20 protein-coding genes are annotated in these 19,591 nt (G+C 67.0%); 6 read left to right on the top strand and 14 right to left on the bottom strand.

Going from position 1 to position 19,591, the window contains the following annotated elements; translation table 11 throughout:
- The first annotated feature begins 88 nt into the window (after positions 1-88).
- A complete protein-coding gene (locus tag APT59_RS16265) occupies positions 89-640 on the top strand; it encodes a hypothetical protein (protein WP_059315807.1) in 552 nt (183 codons plus the stop codon).
- A gap of 308 nt (positions 641-948) precedes the next feature.
- Here APT59_RS16265 and otnI read toward each other — a convergent pair whose 3' ends face one another.
- The 6 genes from otnI to APT59_RS16235 all read right to left on the bottom strand — a co-directional run bounded on the left by otnI (position 949) and on the right by APT59_RS16235 (position 6,897).
- The gene (otnI, locus tag APT59_RS16260; RefSeq protein ID WP_059315806.1) at positions 949-1,728 is read right to left on the bottom strand and encodes a 2-oxo-tetronate isomerase; all 780 of its coding nucleotides are present in this window, start codon (positions 1,726-1,728) and stop codon (positions 949-951) included.
- Between the two features lie 14 nt (positions 1,729-1,742).
- Complete coding sequence (locus APT59_RS16255) at positions 1,743-3,203, bottom strand: SLC13 family permease (RefSeq protein WP_059315805.1); 1,461 nt, start codon at positions 3,201-3,203, stop codon at positions 1,743-1,745.
- 139 nt (positions 3,204-3,342) lie between these two features.
- Positions 3,343-3,981, bottom strand: a complete 639-nt coding sequence (locus APT59_RS16250; protein ID WP_042138545.1) for an aldolase — start codon at positions 3,979-3,981, stop codon at positions 3,343-3,345.
- Complete coding sequence (gene otnK / locus APT59_RS16245) at positions 3,978-5,270, bottom strand: 3-oxo-tetronate kinase (protein WP_059315804.1); 1,293 nt, start codon at positions 5,268-5,270, stop codon at positions 3,978-3,980. The genes APT59_RS16250 and otnK overlap by 4 nt, the downstream gene beginning before the upstream one ends.
- Before the next feature lie 5 nt (positions 5,271-5,275).
- Positions 5,276-6,169 (bottom strand): L-threonate dehydrogenase, encoded by an 894-nt coding sequence (gene ltnD / locus APT59_RS16240; RefSeq protein WP_059315803.1) that lies wholly within the window; start codon positions 6,167-6,169, stop codon positions 5,276-5,278.
- Positions 6,170-6,192: 23 nt separating this feature from the next.
- The gene (locus tag APT59_RS16235; RefSeq protein WP_017638637.1) at positions 6,193-6,897 is read right to left on the bottom strand and encodes a FadR/GntR family transcriptional regulator; all 705 of its coding nucleotides are present in this window, start codon (positions 6,895-6,897) and stop codon (positions 6,193-6,195) included.
- A gap of 192 nt (positions 6,898-7,089) precedes the next feature.
- On the opposite strand from APT59_RS16235, the gene dksA reads away from it, so the two are divergent.
- Positions 7,090-7,494 carry an RNA polymerase-binding protein DksA gene (gene dksA, locus APT59_RS16230; RefSeq protein WP_059315802.1) on the top strand — a complete coding sequence of 135 codons (405 nt, stop codon included), beginning with the start codon at positions 7,090-7,092 and terminating at the stop codon, positions 7,492-7,494.
- Between the two features lie 413 nt (positions 7,495-7,907).
- Here dksA and pdxY read toward each other — a convergent pair whose 3' ends face one another.
- On the bottom strand, positions 7,908-8,801 hold the full coding sequence (gene pdxY, locus APT59_RS16225) for a pyridoxal kinase PdxY (protein WP_059315801.1): 894 nt from the start codon (positions 8,799-8,801) through the stop codon (positions 7,908-7,910).
- Between the two features lie 376 nt (positions 8,802-9,177).
- Here pdxY and APT59_RS16220 point away from each other — a divergent pair, with 376 nt between their 5' ends.
- Entirely contained in the window at positions 9,178-9,615 is a 438-nt protein-coding gene (locus APT59_RS16220; protein WP_059315800.1) for a DUF4345 family protein, read from the top strand.
- Here APT59_RS16220 and APT59_RS16215 read toward each other — a convergent pair whose 3' ends face one another.
- Positions 9,616-10,548 (bottom strand): LysR family transcriptional regulator, encoded by a 933-nt coding sequence (locus APT59_RS16215; protein WP_059315799.1) that lies wholly within the window; start codon positions 10,546-10,548, stop codon positions 9,616-9,618. It abuts the gene before it with no gap.
- A gap of 120 nt (positions 10,549-10,668) precedes the next feature.
- On the opposite strand from APT59_RS16215, the gene fpr reads away from it, so the two are divergent.
- Positions 10,669-11,448 carry a ferredoxin-NADP reductase gene (fpr, locus tag APT59_RS16210; RefSeq protein ID WP_007160677.1) on the top strand — a complete coding sequence of 260 codons (780 nt, stop codon included), beginning with the start codon at positions 10,669-10,671 and terminating at the stop codon, positions 11,446-11,448.
- Between the two features lie 136 nt (positions 11,449-11,584).
- On the top strand, positions 11,585-12,271 hold the full coding sequence (locus APT59_RS16205) for a dihydrofolate reductase family protein (RefSeq protein ID WP_059315798.1): 687 nt from the start codon (positions 11,585-11,587) through the stop codon (positions 12,269-12,271).
- Here the strand turns inward: APT59_RS16205 and APT59_RS16200 are convergent.
- The 6 genes from APT59_RS16200 to APT59_RS16175 all read right to left on the bottom strand — a co-directional run bounded on the left by APT59_RS16200 (position 12,268) and on the right by APT59_RS16175 (position 18,856).
- A complete protein-coding gene (locus APT59_RS16200; protein WP_059315797.1) occupies positions 12,268-14,493 on the bottom strand; it encodes a putative bifunctional diguanylate cyclase/phosphodiesterase in 2,226 nt (741 codons plus the stop codon). The genes APT59_RS16205 and APT59_RS16200 overlap by 4 nt on opposite strands.
- Positions 14,494-14,847: 354 nt before the next feature.
- Complete coding sequence (gene ppnN / locus APT59_RS16195; protein ID WP_059315796.1) at positions 14,848-16,224, bottom strand: nucleotide 5'-monophosphate nucleosidase PpnN; 1,377 nt, start codon at positions 16,222-16,224, stop codon at positions 14,848-14,850.
- 119 nt (positions 16,225-16,343) lie between these two features.
- Complete coding sequence (gene tsaA, locus APT59_RS16190) at positions 16,344-17,039, bottom strand: tRNA (N6-threonylcarbamoyladenosine(37)-N6)-methyltransferase TrmO (RefSeq protein ID WP_059315795.1); 696 nt, start codon at positions 17,037-17,039, stop codon at positions 16,344-16,346.
- Between the two features lie 31 nt (positions 17,040-17,070).
- Positions 17,071-17,343, bottom strand: coding sequence for a hypothetical protein (locus APT59_RS16185; protein WP_059315794.1), 273 nt, complete (start codon positions 17,341-17,343; stop codon positions 17,071-17,073).
- A gap of 69 nt (positions 17,344-17,412) precedes the next feature.
- Positions 17,413-18,039 carry a CatB-related O-acetyltransferase gene (locus APT59_RS16180; RefSeq protein WP_059315793.1) on the bottom strand — a complete coding sequence of 209 codons (627 nt, stop codon included), beginning with the start codon at positions 18,037-18,039 and terminating at the stop codon, positions 17,413-17,415.
- Between the two features lie 67 nt (positions 18,040-18,106).
- Positions 18,107-18,856 carry a haloacid dehalogenase type II gene (locus APT59_RS16175; protein ID WP_059315792.1) on the bottom strand — a complete coding sequence of 250 codons (750 nt, stop codon included), beginning with the start codon at positions 18,854-18,856 and terminating at the stop codon, positions 18,107-18,109.
- Between the two features lie 98 nt (positions 18,857-18,954).
- On the opposite strand from APT59_RS16175, the gene APT59_RS16170 reads away from it, so the two are divergent.
- On the top strand, positions 18,955-19,542 hold the full coding sequence (locus tag APT59_RS16170) for an HAD family hydrolase (RefSeq protein ID WP_059315791.1): 588 nt from the start codon (positions 18,955-18,957) through the stop codon (positions 19,540-19,542).
- Positions 19,543-19,591 lie beyond the last annotated feature (49 nt).

The following is a 19,591-nucleotide window of genomic DNA, read 5'->3' as shown; positions in this document are numbered from 1 at the left end:
GGCTTTCGTCGGCCCCACCTTAGCAGCTCTGGGCGCGGGGCGAGCAGCCCATTAAGCTGCGCGCCCCTTCCTTCGAGACACGCGTTCCATGACCCTGCGCCAGACCATCCTCGCTCCCCGCATTTCCAGCCATCCGCGGGTGGAGCGCACCGCCGTGGAGATTCTCGGCTGGCTCGCCGCCAGCGGCGTGGTCAGGGCCGAGGCCTCGCCCTGTCTGCCCAGTCGCGGCCGGCGTGGCCATGCGCCGGGTCCGCGACTGACCGAGGTGCTGCGCCTGGCGCCAGGCATGGACGATCCGCGCGACTTCGCCGACGGCGGCCTGGAAATCGTCACCGAACGCTGCATCTTCACTCCGCTGGACGGCTTCGAAGGTCGGGCGCGCTGCCCCGCCTGCCGCCGCGAGATCGGCGAGGCGCTGTTCGAACACCTGGAAGTCTGGATGCCGGCGGAAAGCGATAACTTCGCCTGCCCGGAATGCGACCACGAAGACGACATCAACGGCTTCGACTTCCCCCAGCCCTGCGCCTTTTCCGACCTGGGCTTCATCTTCAACCACTGGCCGGCCCGAGCCTTCGCCCCGGCCTTCCTGGAGGAATTCCGGAGGCGGCTGGGTCAGCCGTTGGCGGTGGTGGAGGTGTAGGGGCGGGTGGGTCTATCGCGGCCATGGGCCGCTCCTACAGGAACATCAGCTCTGTAGGAGCGGTCGCTACGGCGCACTGGCATGGCCGCGATGGAGCCATAGAACCGTAGCGTGGAAAACCGCGCAGCGTTTTCCTGTGGGCCTAGGTGCCTGACGGTGGACAAGGCTGCGCCGTTGTCCACGCTACAAGCTGGAAGGGCGCAGTGTTGGGCTTCGTTGCCCAACCCAACCTACGGGAGGGTAGGTTGGGCTGAGACGGCTCTATCGTCGAAGCCCAACAGGGGCGCAGGCAGCGCGAGGTATTGGACTCAGGCCTTGAGCTTGCGCAGCCACTCCAACCCGGCCGAGGTGTCGCCCCGCGGACGGTATTCGCAGCCGATCCAGCCGTCGTAGCCGAGGGCGTCGAAGCGCTCGAACAGGTAGGGATAGTGCAACTCGCCCAGGTCTGGTTCGTGGCGATCGGGCACTCCGGCGATCTGCACATGGCCGATGCCGGCGAAGTCTCGTTCGAAGGTCTTGCTGACGTCACCCTCGACGATCTGGCAGTGGTAGCAGTCGAACTGCACCTTGAGATTGTTGGCGCCTATGGCCTGGCGGATGGCCTGGGCGTCGTCCTGGCGATTGAGGAAGTAGCCGGGCATGTCGCGCCCGTTGATGGGCTCGATGAGGATCGTCACCCCGGCCTTGGCCGCCTGTTCGGCGGCATAGGTCAGGTTGCCCAGGTAGGTGTCGCGGGCGCGGGCCCGGTCGACCTCGGCGGGCAGCAGCCCGGCCATGACGTGTACCAGGCGATTGCCCAGCACGGCGGCGTATTCCAGCGCGCGGTCGATACCGGCGCGGCATTCGGCTTCGCGGCCGGGCAGGGCAGCCAGGCCGCGTTCGCCGGCCGCCCAGTCACCGGGCGGGGCGTTGAACAGCACCTGGGTCAGGCCGGCGGCGTCCAGGCGCGCCTTGATCTCGGCGGCGCTGTGCTCGTAGGGGAAGAGGTATTCCACGGCCTGGAAGCCGTCCGCGGCGGCGGCGGCGAAGCGGTCGAGAAAGGCATGCTCGGGGTAGAGCATGCTGAGGTTGGCGGCAAAACGAGGCATGAGGGTCTCCCAGGTCAGACGAAGGGCCAGAGCAGCAGGGTGATGGTGAAACCCAGGCACCCCAGCAGGGTGGTCAGGACGGTCCAGGTGCGCAAGCCGTCGGCGACGCTCAGGCCGACCAGCTTGGTGAAGATCCAGTAGCCGGCGTCGTTGATGTGCGACACGGCCAGACCACCGGCGCCCATGGCCAGGCAGAGCAGGGCCATGTGGTTGGCCGAGAGGTCCAGGGTGGCAATTAGCGGGCCGAGGATGCCGGCGGTGGTGACCAGGGCCACGGTGGTGGAACCCTGGACCGCGCGCAGCAGCAGGGTCAGCACGAAGCCCAGCGCCAGCACCGGCAGGCCGGTGGCGCGCAGCAGCTCCGAGACCACCGCGCCGATACCGGTGTCCACCAGGACCTTGCCGAAGACGCCGCCGGCACCGGCGATGAGGATGACCATGGCCACGCCGGGCAGCGCCGAGCCGATGACGTCCGAGACCTGCTCGCGCGACCAGCCGCGGCGGAAACCCAGCACATAGGCGCACAGCAGGGTGTCGATCAGCAGCGCCACCAGGGGCGCGCCAATCACGGTGAAGATGTCGCGCAGCAGGTTGCCGGCCGGTAGCCAGCTGGTGGCCAGGGTGCCCAGCAGGATCAGCACGATGGGCAGCAGGATCAGGGTCACCACCAGGCCGAAGCCGGGGGCCGGGGCGGGCGGCAGGCCGGCGGCGAGGCCGGCCGGGGTCTCGTCGACCTTGACCGCGGCGGCGCCGAGGCTGGGCAGGCCGGGGGCCATGTCCTGGCCGCGGCCCCACTGCTGCAGATGGGTGTCGGTGATCTGCGGACCATAGACGTCGCTGCGGATGTCGTCGGTCATGGGGTAGTGACGACGGGTCATGCGCCCGGCCACCCACCAGCCGATCAGGGCCAGCACGGCGGTGAGCGGCAGGCCGAACAGCAGCACCCGACCCAGGTCGGCGCCCAATTGGCCGGCGGCGGCAACGGCGCCCGGATGGGGCGGCAGCATGGCGTGCACGGTGAGCATGGTGGCGCACATTGGCAGGGCAAAGACGATCAGCGGTTTGCGCGCGGTGCGGGCGATGCCATAGGCCAGCGGCATCAGCACGATCACCCCGACTTCGAAGAACACCGGGATGCCGACCAGGAAGCCGGCAAGGGTCAGGGCCAGTGGCGTGCGTCTGTTGCCGAAGCGCTCAATCAGCGTCTTGGCCAGGGCCTCGGCGCCGCCGGAGAGTTCGATGATGCGGCCGATCATGGCGCCCAGGGCGATGATGATGGCGATGTGGCCAAGGATCTTGCCCATGCCGCCTTCGATGGTGGCCACCAGCTTGGACGGTTCCACCCCGGCCGCCAGGGCCACCAGGATGCTCACCAGCATCAGCGCCACGAAGGGCTGGAACTTGTACTTGAGGACCAGGAACAGCAGCAGGGCGATGCCCGCCGCGGCGATGAGGACCAGGAGCAATGGACTCATGAACGGGACTCCAGGCGGGTAGGGCTGACGACGTAAGACATGGCACTTTCCTCGCTATTGTTGTTTTTCCAGGGCAAGCCGATCCCGCGACGGCCGGCAAGGGCCATCGTGGGGGTATTGCGGTAGCGCGGGCTTCAGGTCACCAGACGGCGCCGAAGGTCTCCGCCAGTTCGGCCAGGGCGGCAGCATCGAGCGGCGCCGGTCGCGGCTCGGTCAGCAGCCACAGCCGCGCGGTTTCTTCCAGCTCCTCCAGGGCGAAGCTGGCCTTGCTCACGCTGCTCTCCCAGACCACCGGGCCGAGGCGTTCGAGCATCACGCCCCTTACCCGGTTGGCCAGTTGCGCCACCTGCTCGGCGACGCTGGCGGCGCCGGGACGGGCATAGGGGATCAGCGGGATATGGCCGACCTTCATCACTTGGTAGGGGGTGATCGGCGGCAGGATGTCGTCGGGGCGCCAGACGCCGGCCAGGGTCAGGGCCACCAGGTGGGTGGAGTGGGTGTGCACCACGCCGCCCACGCCTGGGTTGCGATCATAGACCTGACGATGCAGGGCCAGGGTCTTGGACGGCTTGTCGCCGGAGACCCAGTCGCCATTCAGGCCGACCTTGGCGATGGCGGCCGGATCCAGGCGACCCAGGCAGGCGTCGGTGGGGGTGATCAGCCAGCCGTCTTCCAGGCGGGCGCTGATGTTGCCGGCGCTGCCCACGGTGTAGCCGCGGGCATAGAGGCTGGCGCCGACGGTGCAGATTTCTTCGCGGAGACGGGCTTCGACGCTCATGCCTGCTCTCCTGCCAGCTGGCGCAACGCCTTGGCGAAGAAGTCGCGGCTGCCGAAGTTGCCGGACTTGAGCGCCAGGGCCAGGGGTTCGCCCTGCACCTGGCCGAGGGTGGCCGGCACGCCCGGATCGATCTGGGCACCGATGCGCAGGCTTTGCACGCCCAGGGCCTGGACCACGGCGCCGGAGGTTTCGCCGCCAGCCACTACCAGGCGGCGCACGCCCTGATCGAACAGGCCGCGGGCGATCAATCCCAAGGCACGTTCCACCAGTTCACCGGCGCGTGCCACGCCCAGTTCGCGCTGGATGGCCTTGACCTCGTCGGCGGGACTGGTGGCATAGATCAGCACGGCCTGGCCTTGCTCCCGCGCCCAGGCGAGGGCGGCGTCGATGGAGTCGTCCCCCCGGGCCAGGGCCAGCGGGTCCAGGCGTAGCGCGGGACGACCGGCTTCCAGCCAGGCGGCGACCTGGCCATTGGTGGCCTGGGAGGCGCTGCCGGCCAGCACCGCCTCGCCACCGGCGGGCAGGTCGAGGGCGGCGGCATCATGGGCCTGGAGCAGGCCGGCGCGGCGGAAGTTCTCCGGCAGGCCCTGGGCGATGCCCGAGCCGCCGGTGACCAGGGGCAGCTCGGCACAGGCCGCGCCCAGTGTATGCAGGTCGGCGTCGGACAGGGCATCGGCGATGGCCAGGCGATGACCCGAGCGACGCAACTCGTCGATAGCTGCGCGCACGGCCTCCGGGCCTTTGGCGACCTGGTCATAGCGCAGCAGTCCGACGGTGCCGCGGCTCTGCGCCTGCAGCACCCGCACCAGATTGGCGTCGCCCATGGGCGTCAGCGGGTGATGCTGCATGCCGGATTCGCTGAGTAGCTGGTCCTGCACGAACAGGTGGCCGCGGAACAGGGTGCGCCCGGTTTCCGGGAAGGCCGGGCAGGCCAGGGTGAAGTCGCAGTCCAGCGCCTCCTGCAGCGCCTCGGCCACCGGGCCGATATTGCCTTCGGCGGTGGAATCGAAGGTCGAGCAGTACTTGAAGAAGAACTGCCGGCAGCCGCGCTGGCGCAGCCAGGCGAGGGCGGCCAGGGATTCGCTCACCGCCTCGGCGGTCGGCGTGGTGCGGGATTTCAACGCGACCACCACGGCATCGGCCGCTTCGAGTTCGGCGTCGGCCGCGGGCACGCCGATCACCTGCACGGTGCGCATGCCGCCGCGCACCAGCATGTTGGCGAGGTCGGTGGCGCCGGTGAAGTCGTCGGCGATGCAGCCCAGCAGCGGGCGGGTCTCGGTCTGGCTCATTGGGATCACTCCGCGGCCTTGGGCAGCTCGATGCCCGGGAAGATCTTGATCACTGCCGAGTCGTCTTCACGACCATGGCCGGCGGTGGAGGCCTGCATGAACATCTGGTGGGCGGTGGCCGACAGCGGCAGCGGGAATTTCGAGGTGCGGGCGGTATCCAGCACCAGGCCCAGGTCCTTGACGAAGATGTCCACGGCGGACAGCGGGGTGTAGTCAGCCTTGAGGATGTGCGGCACGCGATTCTCGAACATCCAGGAATTGCCGGCGCTGTGGGTGATGACCTCGTAGAGGGCGTCTGGATCGACGCCTTCGCGCAGGCCCAGGGCCATGGCCTCGGCAGAGGCGGCGATATGCACCCCGGCCAGCAGCTGGTTGATGATCTTGACCTTGGAACCCTGGCCAGGCGCATCGCCCAGGCGATAGACCTTGCCGGCCATGGCGGCCAGGACCGCATCGCCCTTGGCATAGGCTTCCGCGGTGCCGGAGGTCATCATGGTCATCTCGCCACTGGCGGCCTTGGCGGCGCCCCCGGAGAGCGGGGCGTCCAAGAGCAGGATGCCGCGCTCTGCCAGGCGCTCGCCCAGCTCCACGGCGTAGGCCGGGGCCACGGTGGCGCAGGCGATCACCAGGCTGCCCGGCCGCAGGGCCGCCACCGCGCCGCCTTCACCGAACAGCACGGCTTCGGTCTGCTCGGCGTTGACCACCACGGTGATCAGGATGTCGCAGCTGTCGGCCAGGGCCGCGGGAGAGGTGCAGGCGACGCCACCTTCGCTGGCGAAGCTTTCCAGCACGCTGGCACGCACATCGCAGGCGTGCACGGCGAAACCCGCGCGCAGCAGCGAACGGGCGACGCCCAGACCCATGGCCCCGAGGCCGATGACACCAACGTTGTCTTGCATCTTGTTGTTCTCCAGAAAGGTGGTCAGGCGAAGCCGGCCTGCCGCAGGCGGCGGGCGGCGTTGTAGATGTGCTGGCGGGCGGCGTTGGCGGCGGCCAGGGGGTCACCGAGGCGGATGGCGGCAACGATGGCCTGGTGTTCTTCGTGCACCTGGCGGGAAAAGTCCTCGCGCCGCGCCTCGTTGGTACGGGTGATGCGCGTGGCCGTCTCCAGGTACTGGCTGACGAATTCCAGGGTCTTGATGAAGTAGGGGTTGCCGGCGGCCTGAGCGATGGTGCGGTGGAAGGCGACGTCGGCGCGTACCCCGTCATGGCCGTCGGCGACGTCTTCGTCGATGGCGGCCAAGGCCTCGTCGATGGCCACCAGATCGGCCTCGCTGCGGTTGATGGCGGCCTCGGAGGCGATCTCTGCCTCGACGGCGCGGCGCAGGGCCAGCAGGTGGAAGACGCTACCTGGCAGGCTGGCTTCGTCGGCGTCGATACGCAGTGGGCGGATGCTGGCGTGGGTGGTAACGAAGATGCCGCGCCCCTGCTGGGGCTGCAGCACGCCTTCGTTCTTCAGCCGCGAAATGGCTTCGCGTACCACGGTACGGCTGACGCCGAAGGCTTCGGAGAGCAGGGCTTCGCTGGGGATCTTGCTACCGGGGGCGAAGACACCGGCTTCGATCTTGTCCAGCAGCTGTTGAGCGACGTTATCGCTCAGCACATTGGCGGGGACCTTGGCGAACATGGAGACCTGCTGTTGTGGTTGTAAGGTTGTCATACAGGTTGTGGCGCTACTTTCTCATAGCCTTTTGGCTTTGTGTAGTGGTTTGGCAAAGGCACTACGAGATTTTTGTGAAGGCTTCGCTAGGTACAAGACCCAGGCTAGAGCACTCGTGAAGTGTTATAATATAACACTTGTATCGAGGAGCACTGTCGCATGACCCCTGAAGAACTCTTGGCCCAACCCGAGTCGGCCTACATGAACGAGGCCCAGCGCGACTTCTTTCGTCGGCTGCTGCTCGACCAGCGTGGCGATCTGCAGCGGCTGATCGACGAGCAGGTGGAAGACCTGCGTGGCATGGACGCCCACGGCGATCCGGCCGATGTCGGTAACGCCGAGCAGCAGCGGCAATGGCAACTGCGCCAGCTGGAGCGGGAGAAGAAGCTGCTGGACAAGATCGACGAGGCCCTGGAGCGCCTGGCCCGTGATGAGTATGGGTGGTGCCAGGATACCGGCGAACCCATCGGCCTGGCACGACTGCTGCTGAGACCCACCGCCACCCTTGGCGTCGAAGCCAAGGAACGCCAGGAGCAGCGCGAGCGGCATATGCAGTCATCGTGAGGGTGCGGTGACTGGGCTTCCCTCACCCCAGCCCTCTCCCGAGGGGAGAGGGGGCGGTATGGCGCAGGAAGGGTCGCCCGTAGGTTGGGCTGAGACGGCTCCATCGTCGAAGCCCAACAGAGCAAGGTCGAGCCTGGCACCGTTGGGCTTCGCTGACGCTCAGCCCAACCTACGCACGACATTGCGCCTCGAACCACTGGCCGTAGGTTGGGTTGAGACGGCTCCATCGTCGAAGCCCAACAGAGCGCTGCAAACGTGGCACCGTTGGGCTTCGCTAACGCTCAACCCAACCTACGCACGACATTGCGCCTCGAACCACTGGCCGTAGGTTGGGTTGAGACGGCTCCGTCGTCGAAGCCCAACAGGCAGGCTCGAACGTGACGCCCTTGGGCTTCGCTAACGCTCAACCCAACCTACGAAAGCCGTTGCGCCTCGAACAGCTCGCTTGGACGCACGATCTGGTCGCGGGCGGCGATCAGGGGCAGGTCGCGGCTGCCGGGAGCGGTGCGGGCGACCAGGGCGTAGAGGGCGCTGACCGCGTGGGAGGCTGCCACGGGCGTCGATTGGCCGTTCAGCAACTGGCCGAGCAGCACCGCCGAGAAGACGTCACCCATGCCGTTGGGCAGTGGTTGCAGGTCCAGGTAGGGCGTCTGTACCAGCCAGGCATCCGCGGCCTCCACCACCAGGGTGCTGAGGACGTCGGCGGGCAGGTCCGGGGTGCGCAGGCTGGTGATGACGATGGTCGCCGGCCCTGGTTGGCCCGGGCGCCCCAGCAGCAGGCGGGCGGCGTTCACGGCGTCGGCGGTATCCGCCAATGGCTGGCCGTGCAGCAATTCGAATTCGTAGTGGTTGGGGGTGATCAGACTGGCCTGTTCGATGGCGCGGCGGCGCAGGAAATCGGGGATGCCGGGGCGGACGAAGATGCCACGGCCGACGTCGCCCATCACCGGGTCGCAGAGATAGTGCAGGTCGCTGCGCTGGCGGCGGATTTCCTGGACCACCCCGAGGATCACCTCGCCGATGGCGGCGTCGCCCAGGTAGCCGGAAAGCACCGCCACGCAGCGCTCCAGGACGCCGCGGGCGCGCAGGCCGTCGAGTACGTCGTGGATGTGTTCGGGCGGAAAGACCTGGCCCTTGAACTCGCCGTAGCCGGTGTGATTGGAGAACTGCACCGTGTTGACCACCACTGGCTGCAGGCCGAGCAGTTGCAGCGGCAGGGTGGCGGCGGCGTTGCCGACGTGGCCATAGGCGACATGGGACTGGATGGACAGCACCAGCGGCGGCTGGGCGGGCAAGGCGGCGGGCATGGCGGTCACCTGGGCAGCGGGCTCGCGATCCGAGCCGAAAACGAAGAGTCTCTGCAGCTTACCCCAGCCCTTCGAGCGAACCCTAACCCGGATATGGCGGTCTGCATCGGCAGTGCGGATCGCTCCCTGCGCGGGGCGCCTCGGCTAGTGTGGTGTTTCAGCGGTTCGCGCAAGAATTGGCGAGTGATTTTGCATTGGCGAGGCGCCCCGACGAGTCATGGCAGGGCTATGGCGAGGAGTGGCAACGCCGCCAGGACGGTCCGCCGCTGCGGCCGAAAAGGCGCCGCCAAAAAAGTGTGCAGTTAACCTCTGGAACACCACACTGGCTACACTGGAGCGACTGTCATCCACCTCTGGCCCCAAGGAGAAACGGGGAATGTCCGAGCTTAGCTTCGCACGTCTGGTGTTGGGTCTGCAGGCCCTGGTCTGGTTTGGACTCGCCCTGGCGCACTGGTTCTATCCCTACGAGATGGCCAATGCCCGCGGCATGGTGCTGATGGATTCGGCGTCGGTGGCCGAGGCGCGGGTCTGGTATGGCGGCATGCAGTTCGCCCTGGCGCTGTTCGCCGTGCTGGCCTTTCGCCGGGCGGAGTGGCTGTCGGCCGGCCTGCTACTGGTGGCCTTCGTGCAGCTGACGCTGTTCGTGGTACGCCTGATCAGCGGCGTGCTGGGCGAGTCGGCCACCGCCGAGCTGGACCTCTATTCCCAGGGCTATCGCCTGGTCATCGGCATCCTCGCCCTGCTGGCGCTGCGCGCCCACCGCCGCCACGAGCAGCGGGAGCTGGAGAATCGCCGGATCTACCAGGGCCAGTAACTAGCGCCCTGGCCGGGGCCGCGCGGTGTCGATCTGATCGCTGCGGCTCAGGCCCAGGGTCAGCTGCCGGCAGAGGTCGAGGAATTCGACCATGGCCCCGGTCTGGTACTTCTGCTTGTGCCAGATGAAACAGAATTGCCGGCGCAGATCCAGCGTCGGGGTCTCGATGGGTACCAGGGTGCCGCGGGCGAAGGCGTCGCGCAGCGCCAGCCGTGACAGGCAACCGATACCCAGCCCCGATTCCACCGCCCGCAAGATGGCCTCGGTGTGCTCCAGCTCCAGGCGTACGTCCAGTGGCTGGGCATGATGGCGCATGGCCTGGTCGAAGGTCAGCCGGGTACCGGAGCCCTGTTCGCGCAGGATCCAGGCCTGGGCTTCCAACTCGGCCTGCGCGGCCTGGGTACCCGCCAGGGTGTGTCCGGGCGCGCAGAACACCACCAGTTCATCCTCGATCCAGGGCTGCACCTCCAGGTCCGGGTGCTGGCAATCGCCCTCGATCAGGCCGAGGTCGATGTCATGGTTGGCGATCCGCTGCACCACGCTGGCGGTGTTGTGCACATGCAGGCGGACCCGGCAATCGGGATGCCGCTGCATGAAGTCGCCCAGCAGCAGGGTGGCCAGGTAGTTGCCGATGGTGAGGGTGGCGCCGACCTCCAGGGAGCCGAAGCCGGTCTTGCCGCGCAGCAGATTCTCCACCTCGGCGCTGCGGTCCAGCAGGGCCACCGCCTTGGGCAGCAGCTGACGACCCAGGGCGTTGAGTGTCAAACGCTTGCCGGCGCGGTCGAACACCCGGCAGTCGAATTGCCGTTCCAGTTCGCCCAGGGCGGTACTGGTGGCCGACTGCGACAGACTGAGCGCCTCGGCCGCCCGGGAAACGCTTTCCTGGCGGGCCACGGCGACGAAGACCTCGAGTTGACGCAACGTGAATCTCATATCTGCCTTTTGGATAACCTATATTCGAATTATTCATTTCACGGATATTTTCCCCCTCTATAAACTGTCGCGCAATTTCTATCCAGCCCCGGGCTGTACCGATTTTTCCTGGAGTCATCGATGAGCAACCTGTACACCGAGCGCGTCCTGAGCGTTCATCACTGGAACGACACCCTGTTCAGCTTCAAGACCACCCGCAATGCGGGCCTGCGTTTCGAGAACGGTCAGTTCGTGATGATCGGCCTGGAGACCGAAGGTGGTCGTCCGCTGATGCGTGCCTACAGCATCGCCAGCCCCAACTACGAAGAGCACCTGGAGTTCTTCAGCATCAAGGTGCCGGACGGCCCCCTGACCTCGCGCCTGCAGCACCTCAAGGAAGGCGACAACCTGATGGTCAGCCGCAAGCCCACCGGCACCCTGATCCTCAGTGACCTCAAGCCCGCCAAGCACCTCTATCTGCTGAGCACCGGCACCGGCATGGCGCCCTTCCTGAGCACCATCCAGGATCCGGAAACCTACGAGCGCTTCGAAAAGGTGATCCTGGTCCACGGCGTGCGCTACGTGAACGAGCTGGCCTATGCCGACTTCATCACCAAGACCCTGCCGGAGCACGAATTCATCGGCGACCTGGTCCGCGAGAAGCTGATCTACTATCCCCTGGTCACCCGAGAGGAATTCCGCAACCAGGGTCGTCAGACCGACCTTATGCGCAGCGGCAAGCTGTTCGCGGACATCGGCCTGCCGCCGATCAATCCGCAGGACGACCGCGCCATGATCTGCGGCAGCCCGAGCATGCTGGACGAGACCAGCGCCGTGCTGAACGAATTCGGCCTGACCATCTCGCCGCGCATGGGCGATCCGGGCGACTACCTGATCGAGCGCGCCTTCGTCGAGAAGTAACGCCGCAAGCTCCACGAAAACCCGCCCTCCGGCGGGTTTTTCATGTGTGCAGCCAGCTGGGCTGAACTCCGCCGACGCCGGGTCGGTCGGTTTCTGCAGGACGTGTCATGGCGACACGCCATTGCCGGGAGCCCCCATGAAGCCCTATGTGATCTGCCATATGATGTCGTCGGTCGATGGTCACGCCCTCACCGACGGCTGGGACCGTACCCTCAAGAAACAGGCCGATACGACCTACGAGCGCCTGGCCGAGCGCTTCGACTTCGATGCCTGGGCCTGCGGCCGGGTGACCATGGAAGAGATCGCCCACGGCGAGGGTTATCCCACGGGCGTCGCCCAGGCGCCCATCCCGCGCATCCACCATTTCGCCAGGCGCGACGCCGGCAAGTACGCCATCGCCATCGATCCCCAGGGCAAGGTGGCCTGGAAAAAGAACGAGGCGCTGGATTCCCACGTGGTGGCGGTGCTCTCCGAAGCGGTGAGCGACGATTACCTGGCGCATCTGCAGAGCATCGGTGCCTCCTATGTCTTCGGCGGCAAGCAGGAGCTGGACCTGGCGGCGGTGCTGGAACTGCTCAACACCGAGCTGGGCATCGAGCGGCTGGTGGTGGAGGGCGGTCCCCACGTCAGCGGCTCCTTTGTCGCCGCCGGCCTGGTAGACGAGATCAGCGTGCTGATCATCCCGCTGGTGGATGGTCGCGGCGCGCACCCGGCGTCCTTTGAAATCGCCGAGCAGGTCTGGCAGCAGCCGCTGTACCTCAAGCTGGACGCGGCCGAGGCCCAGGACGATGGCAGCGTCTGGCTGCGTTATCGTCGCGCCTAGCCGAGCGCCTTTGCCAGGGCCAGGGCGTCCGCCCCGGCCTCGGCAGCGGCCTCTAGCGGACAGATCCCGCTAGCATAGCGCGCGATCACCTCGGGTACCTGGGCCAAGGGTACCGGCCGGCTGATGTGATAGCCCTGGATGAAATCGCAGCCCAGGGCGCACAGCAGGCGCAGTTGCTCCAGGTGTTCGACACCCTCGGCGGTGACCTTGAGCTTGAGTGGCCGAGCCATGCCGATGATGGCCTGGACGATCTGGTGGTCGGCATTGCCCTCGACCAGCCCGGTGATGAAGGAACGGTCGATCTTCACGGTGTCGATGGGCAGGCGCTTGAGATAGGCCAACGACGAATAACCGGTGCCGAAATCGTCGATGGATACCGTCACGCCCAGGTCGCGGATGCGTTGCAGCAACTCGGCGGTGGGCTGGACATTCTTGACCAGGGCGTTCTCGGTCACCTCCAGCTCCAGTCGTCGTGGTGACAACCGGTGATCGTCCAGGCGCCAGGCGATCTGGCCGGGCAGGGCGTCGTTGCTCAGGCTCAGGGCCGAGCAGTTGACCGCGATGCGCAGGTCGGTGAGCCCCGCGGCGGTCAGGTCGGCAAGGTCCCGGCAGGCACGCTTGAGTACCCAGGCATCCAGCTCCTCGATGAAGCCATTGGCCTCGGCGACGCCAAGAAAGAAGTTGGGCGCCAGCAGGCCAAGGCGGGGATGATCCCAGCGAATCAGGGCTTCGGCCTTGTCCAGGTGGCCGCTGGCGACGTCGAGGATCGGCTGGTAGTAGAGCTGCAGACCGCGCTCCTCGACCAGTGCCTCACGCAGTTCGGCCTCCAGCTCCAGTTGCAGCGAGATCTTCTCGCGCAGGGTCTCGTCGAAGAAGCTGTAGGTGTTGCGCCCGTTACCCTTGGACAGATAGAGCGCCAGGTCCGCGCTCTTGAGCAGCTCTTCGCAACAGCCACCGTCGCGGGGATAGAGGCTGATGCCGATGCTGGTGGTCATCACCAGCGGGCGGCTGCCGATGGTGATCGGATTGCGCAGTCGCTCCAGGATGCGCTGGGCGAGATGGCGTGCCTCGTCCGGCCCGGCGAGGCTGGCCAGGATGCAGAATTCGTCACCACCAAAGCGGGCTACCAGGTCACCGTCGCGGACCGCGTCGCGGATGGTCTTGGCCATGGCCACCAGCAACTGGTCGCCAGCGTCGTGACCGAGGCTGTCATTGATGCGCTTGAAGTGATCGATGTCGAGAAACATCACCGCCAGGCTGCGATTCTGCTGGGCATGGCGGTCGAGAATCTCGGCGAAGGCCTGGTTGAAGGAGCGCCGATTGTGCAGGTCGGTGAGAGGGTCGTAGTGCGCCGCCTGCTGCAGTGAGGCCCGGGCTTCGTCGAGCTGGCCGACCAGGGAGTTGACCCGCTCCAGGTCGTTTTCCTTGCGCTGTAGCTGGCGATCCGCCCAGGCTGCGCCCAGGCCACCTATCACCAGCAGCAGGGCGATGATGGCGATGCCCACGCCGAGCTGCCAGGAATTGCTGGCCCCTTGTAGCGGCCCCTCGGCCTGGGCGGGCGCGATCAGCACCATGGACCACATGCCGGTGAAGTGCATGGCGGCGATGGCCAGGCCCATCACCAGGGCGGTGGCCATGCGCAGCCAGCGGTAGATGCCAGTGTAGTGGCGACGAAAGATCTGGATCAGTTGCAGGGCGGCGAAGCTGGCGCCCACGGCGATGGCGATCGACAGCAGGAAGGGCGCCGGACGATAGAGCACCACCGCTTCGGTATGGGCGGCGGCCATGCCGGTGTAGTGCATGAGCACGATGCCCACGCTCAGCACCAGACCGGCCTTGAGCCGCTGGCCGAGGGTAAGGTCGGGCTGGCTGAGGGCGGGCATGGCCATGAGGCCGGCCAGCACCACGATCAGCAGCGAGGCCAGGGTGACGAAGAGGTCGTAATGCACCCGGGTAGGCACGGTGAAGGCCAGCATGGCGATGAAGTGCATGCCCCAGACGCCGAAGCCGAAACTCAGGGCGCCCATCAGGCTCCAGGCACGTCGCCGGGCCATGGTACGGGTCTGGCCGATGCGCTCGGCGAACACCAGGGTGACATAGCAGGCGCTGACCGCGACCAGGTAGGCGAGCGCCACCAACCAGGCGTCATGCTGGCCGTGCAGGTGCACCTGGTCTTGGGTGAGAGGGGCGACGAGAAAGTCGAGTCCCAACCAGTTGTTCATTCCGTTGCCTCGGCAGGAAATCCAGCGCGACTGAACGAAGGCTGCCCGACCGGAGCTCGTCGATCCGGGCAGTCTTCACCACGGCAGTCGCCGCTTTGGGTTTAGCTTGCCTTGCCCTATCGGCGCGGTGAAGAGGGGCTTTAACGCACACCCAGGCAGTTAGCGCGCGAGGTTTTTTTCCAAGCAGGCAGGGGGCGTTGGAAACGCGCCGGTCGAGCAAGGCGGAGCGCTCTAGATAGCTAGCTAGCGACTTTGTGATGGCACTTGGCCGGCAAAGCGACCGTTCGTCGAGCGGGGTGATGACGAACGGTCGAGTGCGGGAAAAACCGGCCGAAAAGACCGGCGTGAAAGGATTCAGCTGACCACGCGGTAGCAGGGCTCGTAGGCCGCGCCGCCCGGTAGCTTCATGCGGTGCTGCTCGACGAAGGCCTGCAGCAGCCGGTCCAGCGGGCGCATGATGTCGGGATCGCCATGGATCTCGTAAGGCCCGCGTTCCTCGATCAACTGGATGCCCTTGGCCTTGACGTTGCCCGCGACGATGCCGGAAAAGGCGCGCCGCAGGTTGGCCGCCAGTTCGTGGGGCGGTACGGCATGGGTCAGTTGCAGAGCCGCCATGTTCTCGTGAGTGGGATCGAAAGGACGCTGGAAGCCTTCCTCGATGCGCAGCAACCAGTTGAAGTGGAAGGCATCGTGACGCTCGCGGCGGAACTGCTTGACCGCCTTGAGGCCCTGGGCCATCTGCCGGGCCACCTCGACCGGATCGTTGACCACGATCTGGTAGTGGCGCTGGGCGGCTTCGCCCAGGGTGGCGCCGATGAAGGCGTGCAGCTGCTCCAGGTAGGGCGCGGCGCTCTGCGGCCCGGTGAGCACCACCGGGAAGGGGATGTCCTTGTTGTCCGGGTGCATGAGGATACCCAGCAGGTAGAGGAACTCCTCCGCCGTGCCGGCGCCGCCCGGGAAGATGATGATGCCATGGCCCGCGCGGACGAAGGCCTCCAGGCGTTTCTCGATGTCCGGCAGGATCACCAGTTCGTTGACGATGGGGTTGGGCGCCTCGGCGGCGATGATGCCCGGCTCGGTAAGGCCCAGGTAGCGACCACCTTGGATGCGCTGCTTGGCGTGGGCGATGGTGGCGCCCTTCATCGGCCCCTTCATCACGCCCGGGCCGCAGCCGGTGCAGATGTCCAGGCTGCGCAGGCCGAGTTCGTGACCGACCTTCTTGGTGTACTTGTATTCTTCGGTGCTGATGGAGTGACCACCCCAACAGACGACCATCTTGGGTTCGACCCCGGCACGCAGGGTGCGGGCGTTGCGCAGCAGGTGGAAGACGTAGTCGGTGATGCCCTCGGAACTCTCCAGGTCGATGCGCAGACTGCTCTGCTCGCTCTCGGTGTAGACGATGTCACGCAGGGCGCTGAACAGCATCTCGCGGGTGCTGGCGATCATCTCGCCGTCGACGAAGGCATCGGCCGGGGCGTTGACCAGTTCCAAGCGGACGCCGCGGTCCTGCTGATGGATGCGGATCTCGAAATCCTGGTAGGCCTCGAGGATGGTCTTGGCGTTGTCGCTGTGGGCGCCGGTGTTGAGGATGGCCAGGGCGCACTGGCGAAAGAGCTGGTAAAGCGTGCCCGAGCCGGCGGCGCTGAGCTGCTGGACCTCGCGCTGGGAAAGGGTCTCCAGGCTGCCCTTGGGGCTGACCTGAGCGTTGATGACCTGTCTGCTTGGAGCCATAGATGCTTCCCTATCGGTGATACGGCCGAACGGCGACCGTAGCCGGATGCGGACCGCTTCATGCGATCCGGCACTGTCATTGTTGGGGGCGCGGGCGCCGGAATGCAAACGGGGCCGTGTCAGACCGTGGCGGTGACGTCCAGCACCTGGATGGAGGCCGCGGTTGGATAGTGCCAGTGCACCTCCACATCCCACAGCCGCACTCCGTAGCGCCGCTCGGGCGTCGGCGTCTGGTAGGCCGGTCGCGGATCCTGGGCCAGGCACTGCTCGATCAGCTCGGCCAGGGGTTCGCCCAGGCGCTGGCCATGGGCCTCGGCCTGGGCGCGCGCGGCCGCCGCCCAGCTGACCGCCAGTGCGGGCGGTGGCGCCTCGGCGATGGCGTTGTGGGCGCCCGGAGGGCTGTCGGCATAGGGCACATAGGGCTTGATATCCAGCACCGGGGTGCCATCGAGCAGATCGAGGCCCGAGAGCAGCAGCCGTCCTGGTTCGAGGCCGTCGAGGCGCACTACCGACTGGCCGATGCCGTTGGGTCTGTGGGTGGCGCGGGTAGCGAAGACGCCCAGGTAGCGATTGCCCCCCAGGCGCGGCGGTCGCACCCGCAGGCGCGGCTGGCTTTCCAGGGCCTGATGGAAGAGGAACAGCAGCCAGACGTGGCTGACGCCTTCCAGGCCCTCTACCGCCTCGGGACGGTCGAAAGGCGGCAGCAGTTCCAGCACGCCGCGGGCGGCTGGCGCCAGGGCCGGCTGCCGGGGAATGGCGAACTTCTCCTTGAAGCAGGAACGGACGTGGCCGATGGGGGTGACGCTGTGCTGCATGGGACTGGGCCGTCTGATGCGGGGTCGACCATTATGCCCTGCTCGGGCCCTCCGGTAGCGTGGCGGCCTGGGCATCGTGCGCGTTGCGTCGCACGCCGCGCAGGTTCATCGCCGCCAGGCCCAGCTGGAGCATGATCAGCGCATAGGCTTCGGCCTGCAGGCCCCAGGCGATCCACAGGCCGTTGCTCAGGAGAAACACCCAGAAGCCCAGGTTGCGCCGGCCCTGGCGCTGGGAGGCCACCAGCCAGGCGGCGAGCAGGGTGATGGCCATGGCCGGCCATTGCAGCAGATCGAGCATTTCCATGGATGACCTTCAAAAGAGTGACTAATGAAGGTGAGCCTCTGGAGCCGTCCCGAGTTCCGGGCAGGGGGATCAGGGCGCCGGATGGCGCGCCTGGGCGTAGGCGATGAAACCCTCGATGTCCGGGCTGCACAGCCGTTCGCCAGCGGCGAGGATGTCCGCCTCCGGCCAGTCCCACCAGGCGATGTCGAGTAAGGTTTGACAGGTAGCCTCGGGAAAGCGCCACTTGATGAAGCGCGCCGGATTGCCGCCCACCACGGCATACGGCGGCACGTCGCGGGTGACCACGGCGCCCGCGGCGACCACCGCGCCATGGCCGATGGTGACCCCGGACAGGATGAGGGCATCGGTACAGATCCAGCAGTCGCTGCCAATCACCACGTCACCGCGGGTACCGCCGTAGTCGGTGATATGGGCCAGGCCATCGACGAAGGCGGGGAAAGGGTAGGTGGTCACCCAGTCCAGCCGGTGCAGACCGCCGAGCAGGATGCGTACCCCCTCGGCGATGGAGGTATAGCTTCCCAGACGCAGGGTGGCGCCTTCCTTGAGATCGAACACCCTGGGCGCGCCATAGGTGCCGGCGCCGATCTCGTAATCGGGCAGCTCGCGGCGCAGACGCGCCGTGCGCTGGTGCAGCCGGGGCAGGGCGGCCAGCGCCTGACGTTCACGTTTCTTGCGCAGCTTATCGAGAAAACCCATGGCGATGCCCTGGCGAAGAGTATCCGGCAGGATACAGAAGCGTTCGGGCGTCGCTCAATCGCTGGGTTCAGCGCTGGCTGCTGTCTTGGTCGGGGACCATGCCGGTCGCTGGCAATCCCAGCTGGTCGGCCAAGTCCTGCAGATCGCTCGCGTCGATATCCCAGCCGCCGGCCGAGACCTCGCCGCTGGCCGAACCCTTTTCACGCGGGCGCTGGATGAAGGCGGTGGCCAGGCCCAGCTCCTTGGCTGCCTGCAGATCGCCGTTGTGGGCGGCGCAGAGCATCACCTGCTCGGGTTGCAGATCGAGCAGGGCGCAGGCGCCCAGGTACACCTCCGCGGCCGGCTTGTAGCGCCGGAACAGATCGGCGCCGAACAGCATGTCCCAGGGCAGTCCGGCATGCCGCGCCATGTCCAGCAGGAGGCTGACGTTGCCATTGGACAGGGCGCAGACGGGGTAGCCCTGGCGCAGCCGCTGCAGGCCCGGTACGGCATCGGGCCAGGGATCGAGGCGATGCCAGAGGCGATTGACCCAGGCCACCTCGGCATCGGTCAGGCCGACCAGGCCGTGGCGTGGCAGCAGTTCGTCCAGTGCCAGGCGATGAACGTCGTCGAGGGGCAGCCAGGGCAGGCTGCGTGCTTCGATCTGCGGCAGGATGGCCTCGTAGGCTTCGGCGCGCCAGGCATCGGCCAGCCGCTCCCAGTCGCCCTGGACGCCATGCTTGGCGGACAGCCCCTGCAGGCCGTTGACCAGGCTGCCGCGCCAGTCCACCACGGTGCCGAAGACATCGAAAAGTAGCGCCCGAACGGTCGTCGTCATGGGTAGACTCCTGCAGAAGGTTGTCTCCACCAGACGGAACACCCGTGACCAGGGTTCCCCCGAGTGCCCGAAGGTCACCCCTGCCAAAGGATCTCCGCATGACGCTGCGTCACCTCAGCCACTGGGTGTTCGACCTGGACGGCACCCTGACCCTGGCGGTACACGACTTCGCCGCCATTCGCCGCCACCTGGGCATTCCCGAGCAGGCCGACATCCTGCATCACCTGGCCGACCTGCCGCCCACCGAGCGCGAGGCCAAGCACGCCTGGCTGTTCGAGCACGAACGGGAACTGGCCGTCGCCGCGCGCCCGGCGCCGGGCGCCGTGGACCTGGTGCGCGCGCTGCATGAACGCGGGTGCCACCTGGGCATCCTGACCCGCAACGCGCGCGACCTGGCGTTGCTGACCCTGGCGGCCATCGGCCTGGAAGACTGCTTCGAGCCTGCCGCCGTGCTCGGCCGCGACGAGGCCCCGCCCAAGCCCCATCCGGGTGGCCTGCTGCATCTCGCCGAGCGCTGGCAGGTGGCGCCCACCAGCCTGGTGATGATCGGCGATCACCGCTATGACCTGGAATGTGGGCGAGCGGCGGGCTGCCGTACGCTGCAGGTCAACCAGCCTGGCGATCCCTGGCCGGCATCGCGCGACCAGCGTTTCGAGGACTGCACGGAAATCCTGGCGGCGCTTTGACGCTGTTAAAACGTCCACTAGGCGCAAATAGTCTGTCGGTTGCCTGGGG

It is taken from the genome of Pseudomonas oryzihabitans, from assembly GCF_001518815.1.
Taxonomy (GTDB): Bacteria; Pseudomonadota; Gammaproteobacteria; order Pseudomonadales; family Pseudomonadaceae; genus Chryseomonas; species Chryseomonas oryzihabitans_E.
The sequence above is the reverse complement of the archived record's forward strand: the minus strand, read 5'-3'. Positions and strand labels throughout refer to the sequence as shown.

Excerpts from the sequence above, each read along its gene's own strand:
- APT59_RS16265 (WP_059315807.1), top strand. The coding sequence starts at position 89 with ATGACCCTGCGCCAGACCATCCTCGCTCCCCGCATTTCCAGCCATCCG.
- otnI (WP_059315806.1), bottom strand. The coding sequence starts at position 1,728 with ATGCCTCGTTTTGCCGCCAACCTCAGCATGCTCTACCCCGAGCATGCC.
- APT59_RS16255 (WP_059315805.1), bottom strand. The coding sequence starts at position 3,203 with ATGAGTCCATTGCTCCTGGTCCTCATCGCCGCGGCGGGCATCGCCCTG.
- APT59_RS16250 (WP_042138545.1), bottom strand. The coding sequence starts at position 3,981 with ATGAGCGTCGAAGCCCGTCTCCGCGAAGAAATCTGCACCGTCGGCGCC.
- otnK (WP_059315804.1), bottom strand. The coding sequence starts at position 5,270 with ATGAGCCAGACCGAGACCCGCCCGCTGCTGGGCTGCATCGCCGACGAC.
- ltnD (WP_059315803.1), bottom strand. The coding sequence starts at position 6,169 with ATGCAAGACAACGTTGGTGTCATCGGCCTCGGGGCCATGGGTCTGGGC.
- APT59_RS16235 (WP_017638637.1), bottom strand. The coding sequence starts at position 6,897 with ATGTTCGCCAAGGTCCCCGCCAATGTGCTGAGCGATAACGTCGCTCAA.
- dksA (WP_059315802.1), top strand. The coding sequence starts at position 7,090 with ATGACCCCTGAAGAACTCTTGGCCCAACCCGAGTCGGCCTACATGAAC.
- pdxY (WP_059315801.1), bottom strand. The coding sequence starts at position 8,801 with ATGCCCGCCGCCTTGCCCGCCCAGCCGCCGCTGGTGCTGTCCATCCAG.
- APT59_RS16220 (WP_059315800.1), top strand. The coding sequence starts at position 9,178 with ATGTCCGAGCTTAGCTTCGCACGTCTGGTGTTGGGTCTGCAGGCCCTG.
- APT59_RS16215 (WP_059315799.1), bottom strand. The coding sequence starts at position 10,548 with ATGAGATTCACGTTGCGTCAACTCGAGGTCTTCGTCGCCGTGGCCCGC.
- fpr (WP_007160677.1), top strand. The coding sequence starts at position 10,669 with ATGAGCAACCTGTACACCGAGCGCGTCCTGAGCGTTCATCACTGGAAC.
- APT59_RS16205 (WP_059315798.1), top strand. The coding sequence starts at position 11,585 with ATGAAGCCCTATGTGATCTGCCATATGATGTCGTCGGTCGATGGTCAC.
- APT59_RS16200 (WP_059315797.1), bottom strand. The coding sequence starts at position 14,493 with ATGAACAACTGGTTGGGACTCGACTTTCTCGTCGCCCCTCTCACCCAA.
- ppnN (WP_059315796.1), bottom strand. The coding sequence starts at position 16,224 with ATGGCTCCAAGCAGACAGGTCATCAACGCTCAGGTCAGCCCCAAGGGC.
- tsaA (WP_059315795.1), bottom strand. The coding sequence starts at position 17,039 with ATGCAGCACAGCGTCACCCCCATCGGCCACGTCCGTTCCTGCTTCAAG.
- APT59_RS16185 (WP_059315794.1), bottom strand. The coding sequence starts at position 17,343 with ATGGAAATGCTCGATCTGCTGCAATGGCCGGCCATGGCCATCACCCTG.
- APT59_RS16180 (WP_059315793.1), bottom strand. The coding sequence starts at position 18,039 with ATGGGTTTTCTCGATAAGCTGCGCAAGAAACGTGAACGTCAGGCGCTG.
- APT59_RS16175 (WP_059315792.1), bottom strand. The coding sequence starts at position 18,856 with ATGACGACGACCGTTCGGGCGCTACTTTTCGATGTCTTCGGCACCGTG.
- APT59_RS16170 (WP_059315791.1), top strand. The coding sequence starts at position 18,955 with ATGACGCTGCGTCACCTCAGCCACTGGGTGTTCGACCTGGACGGCACC.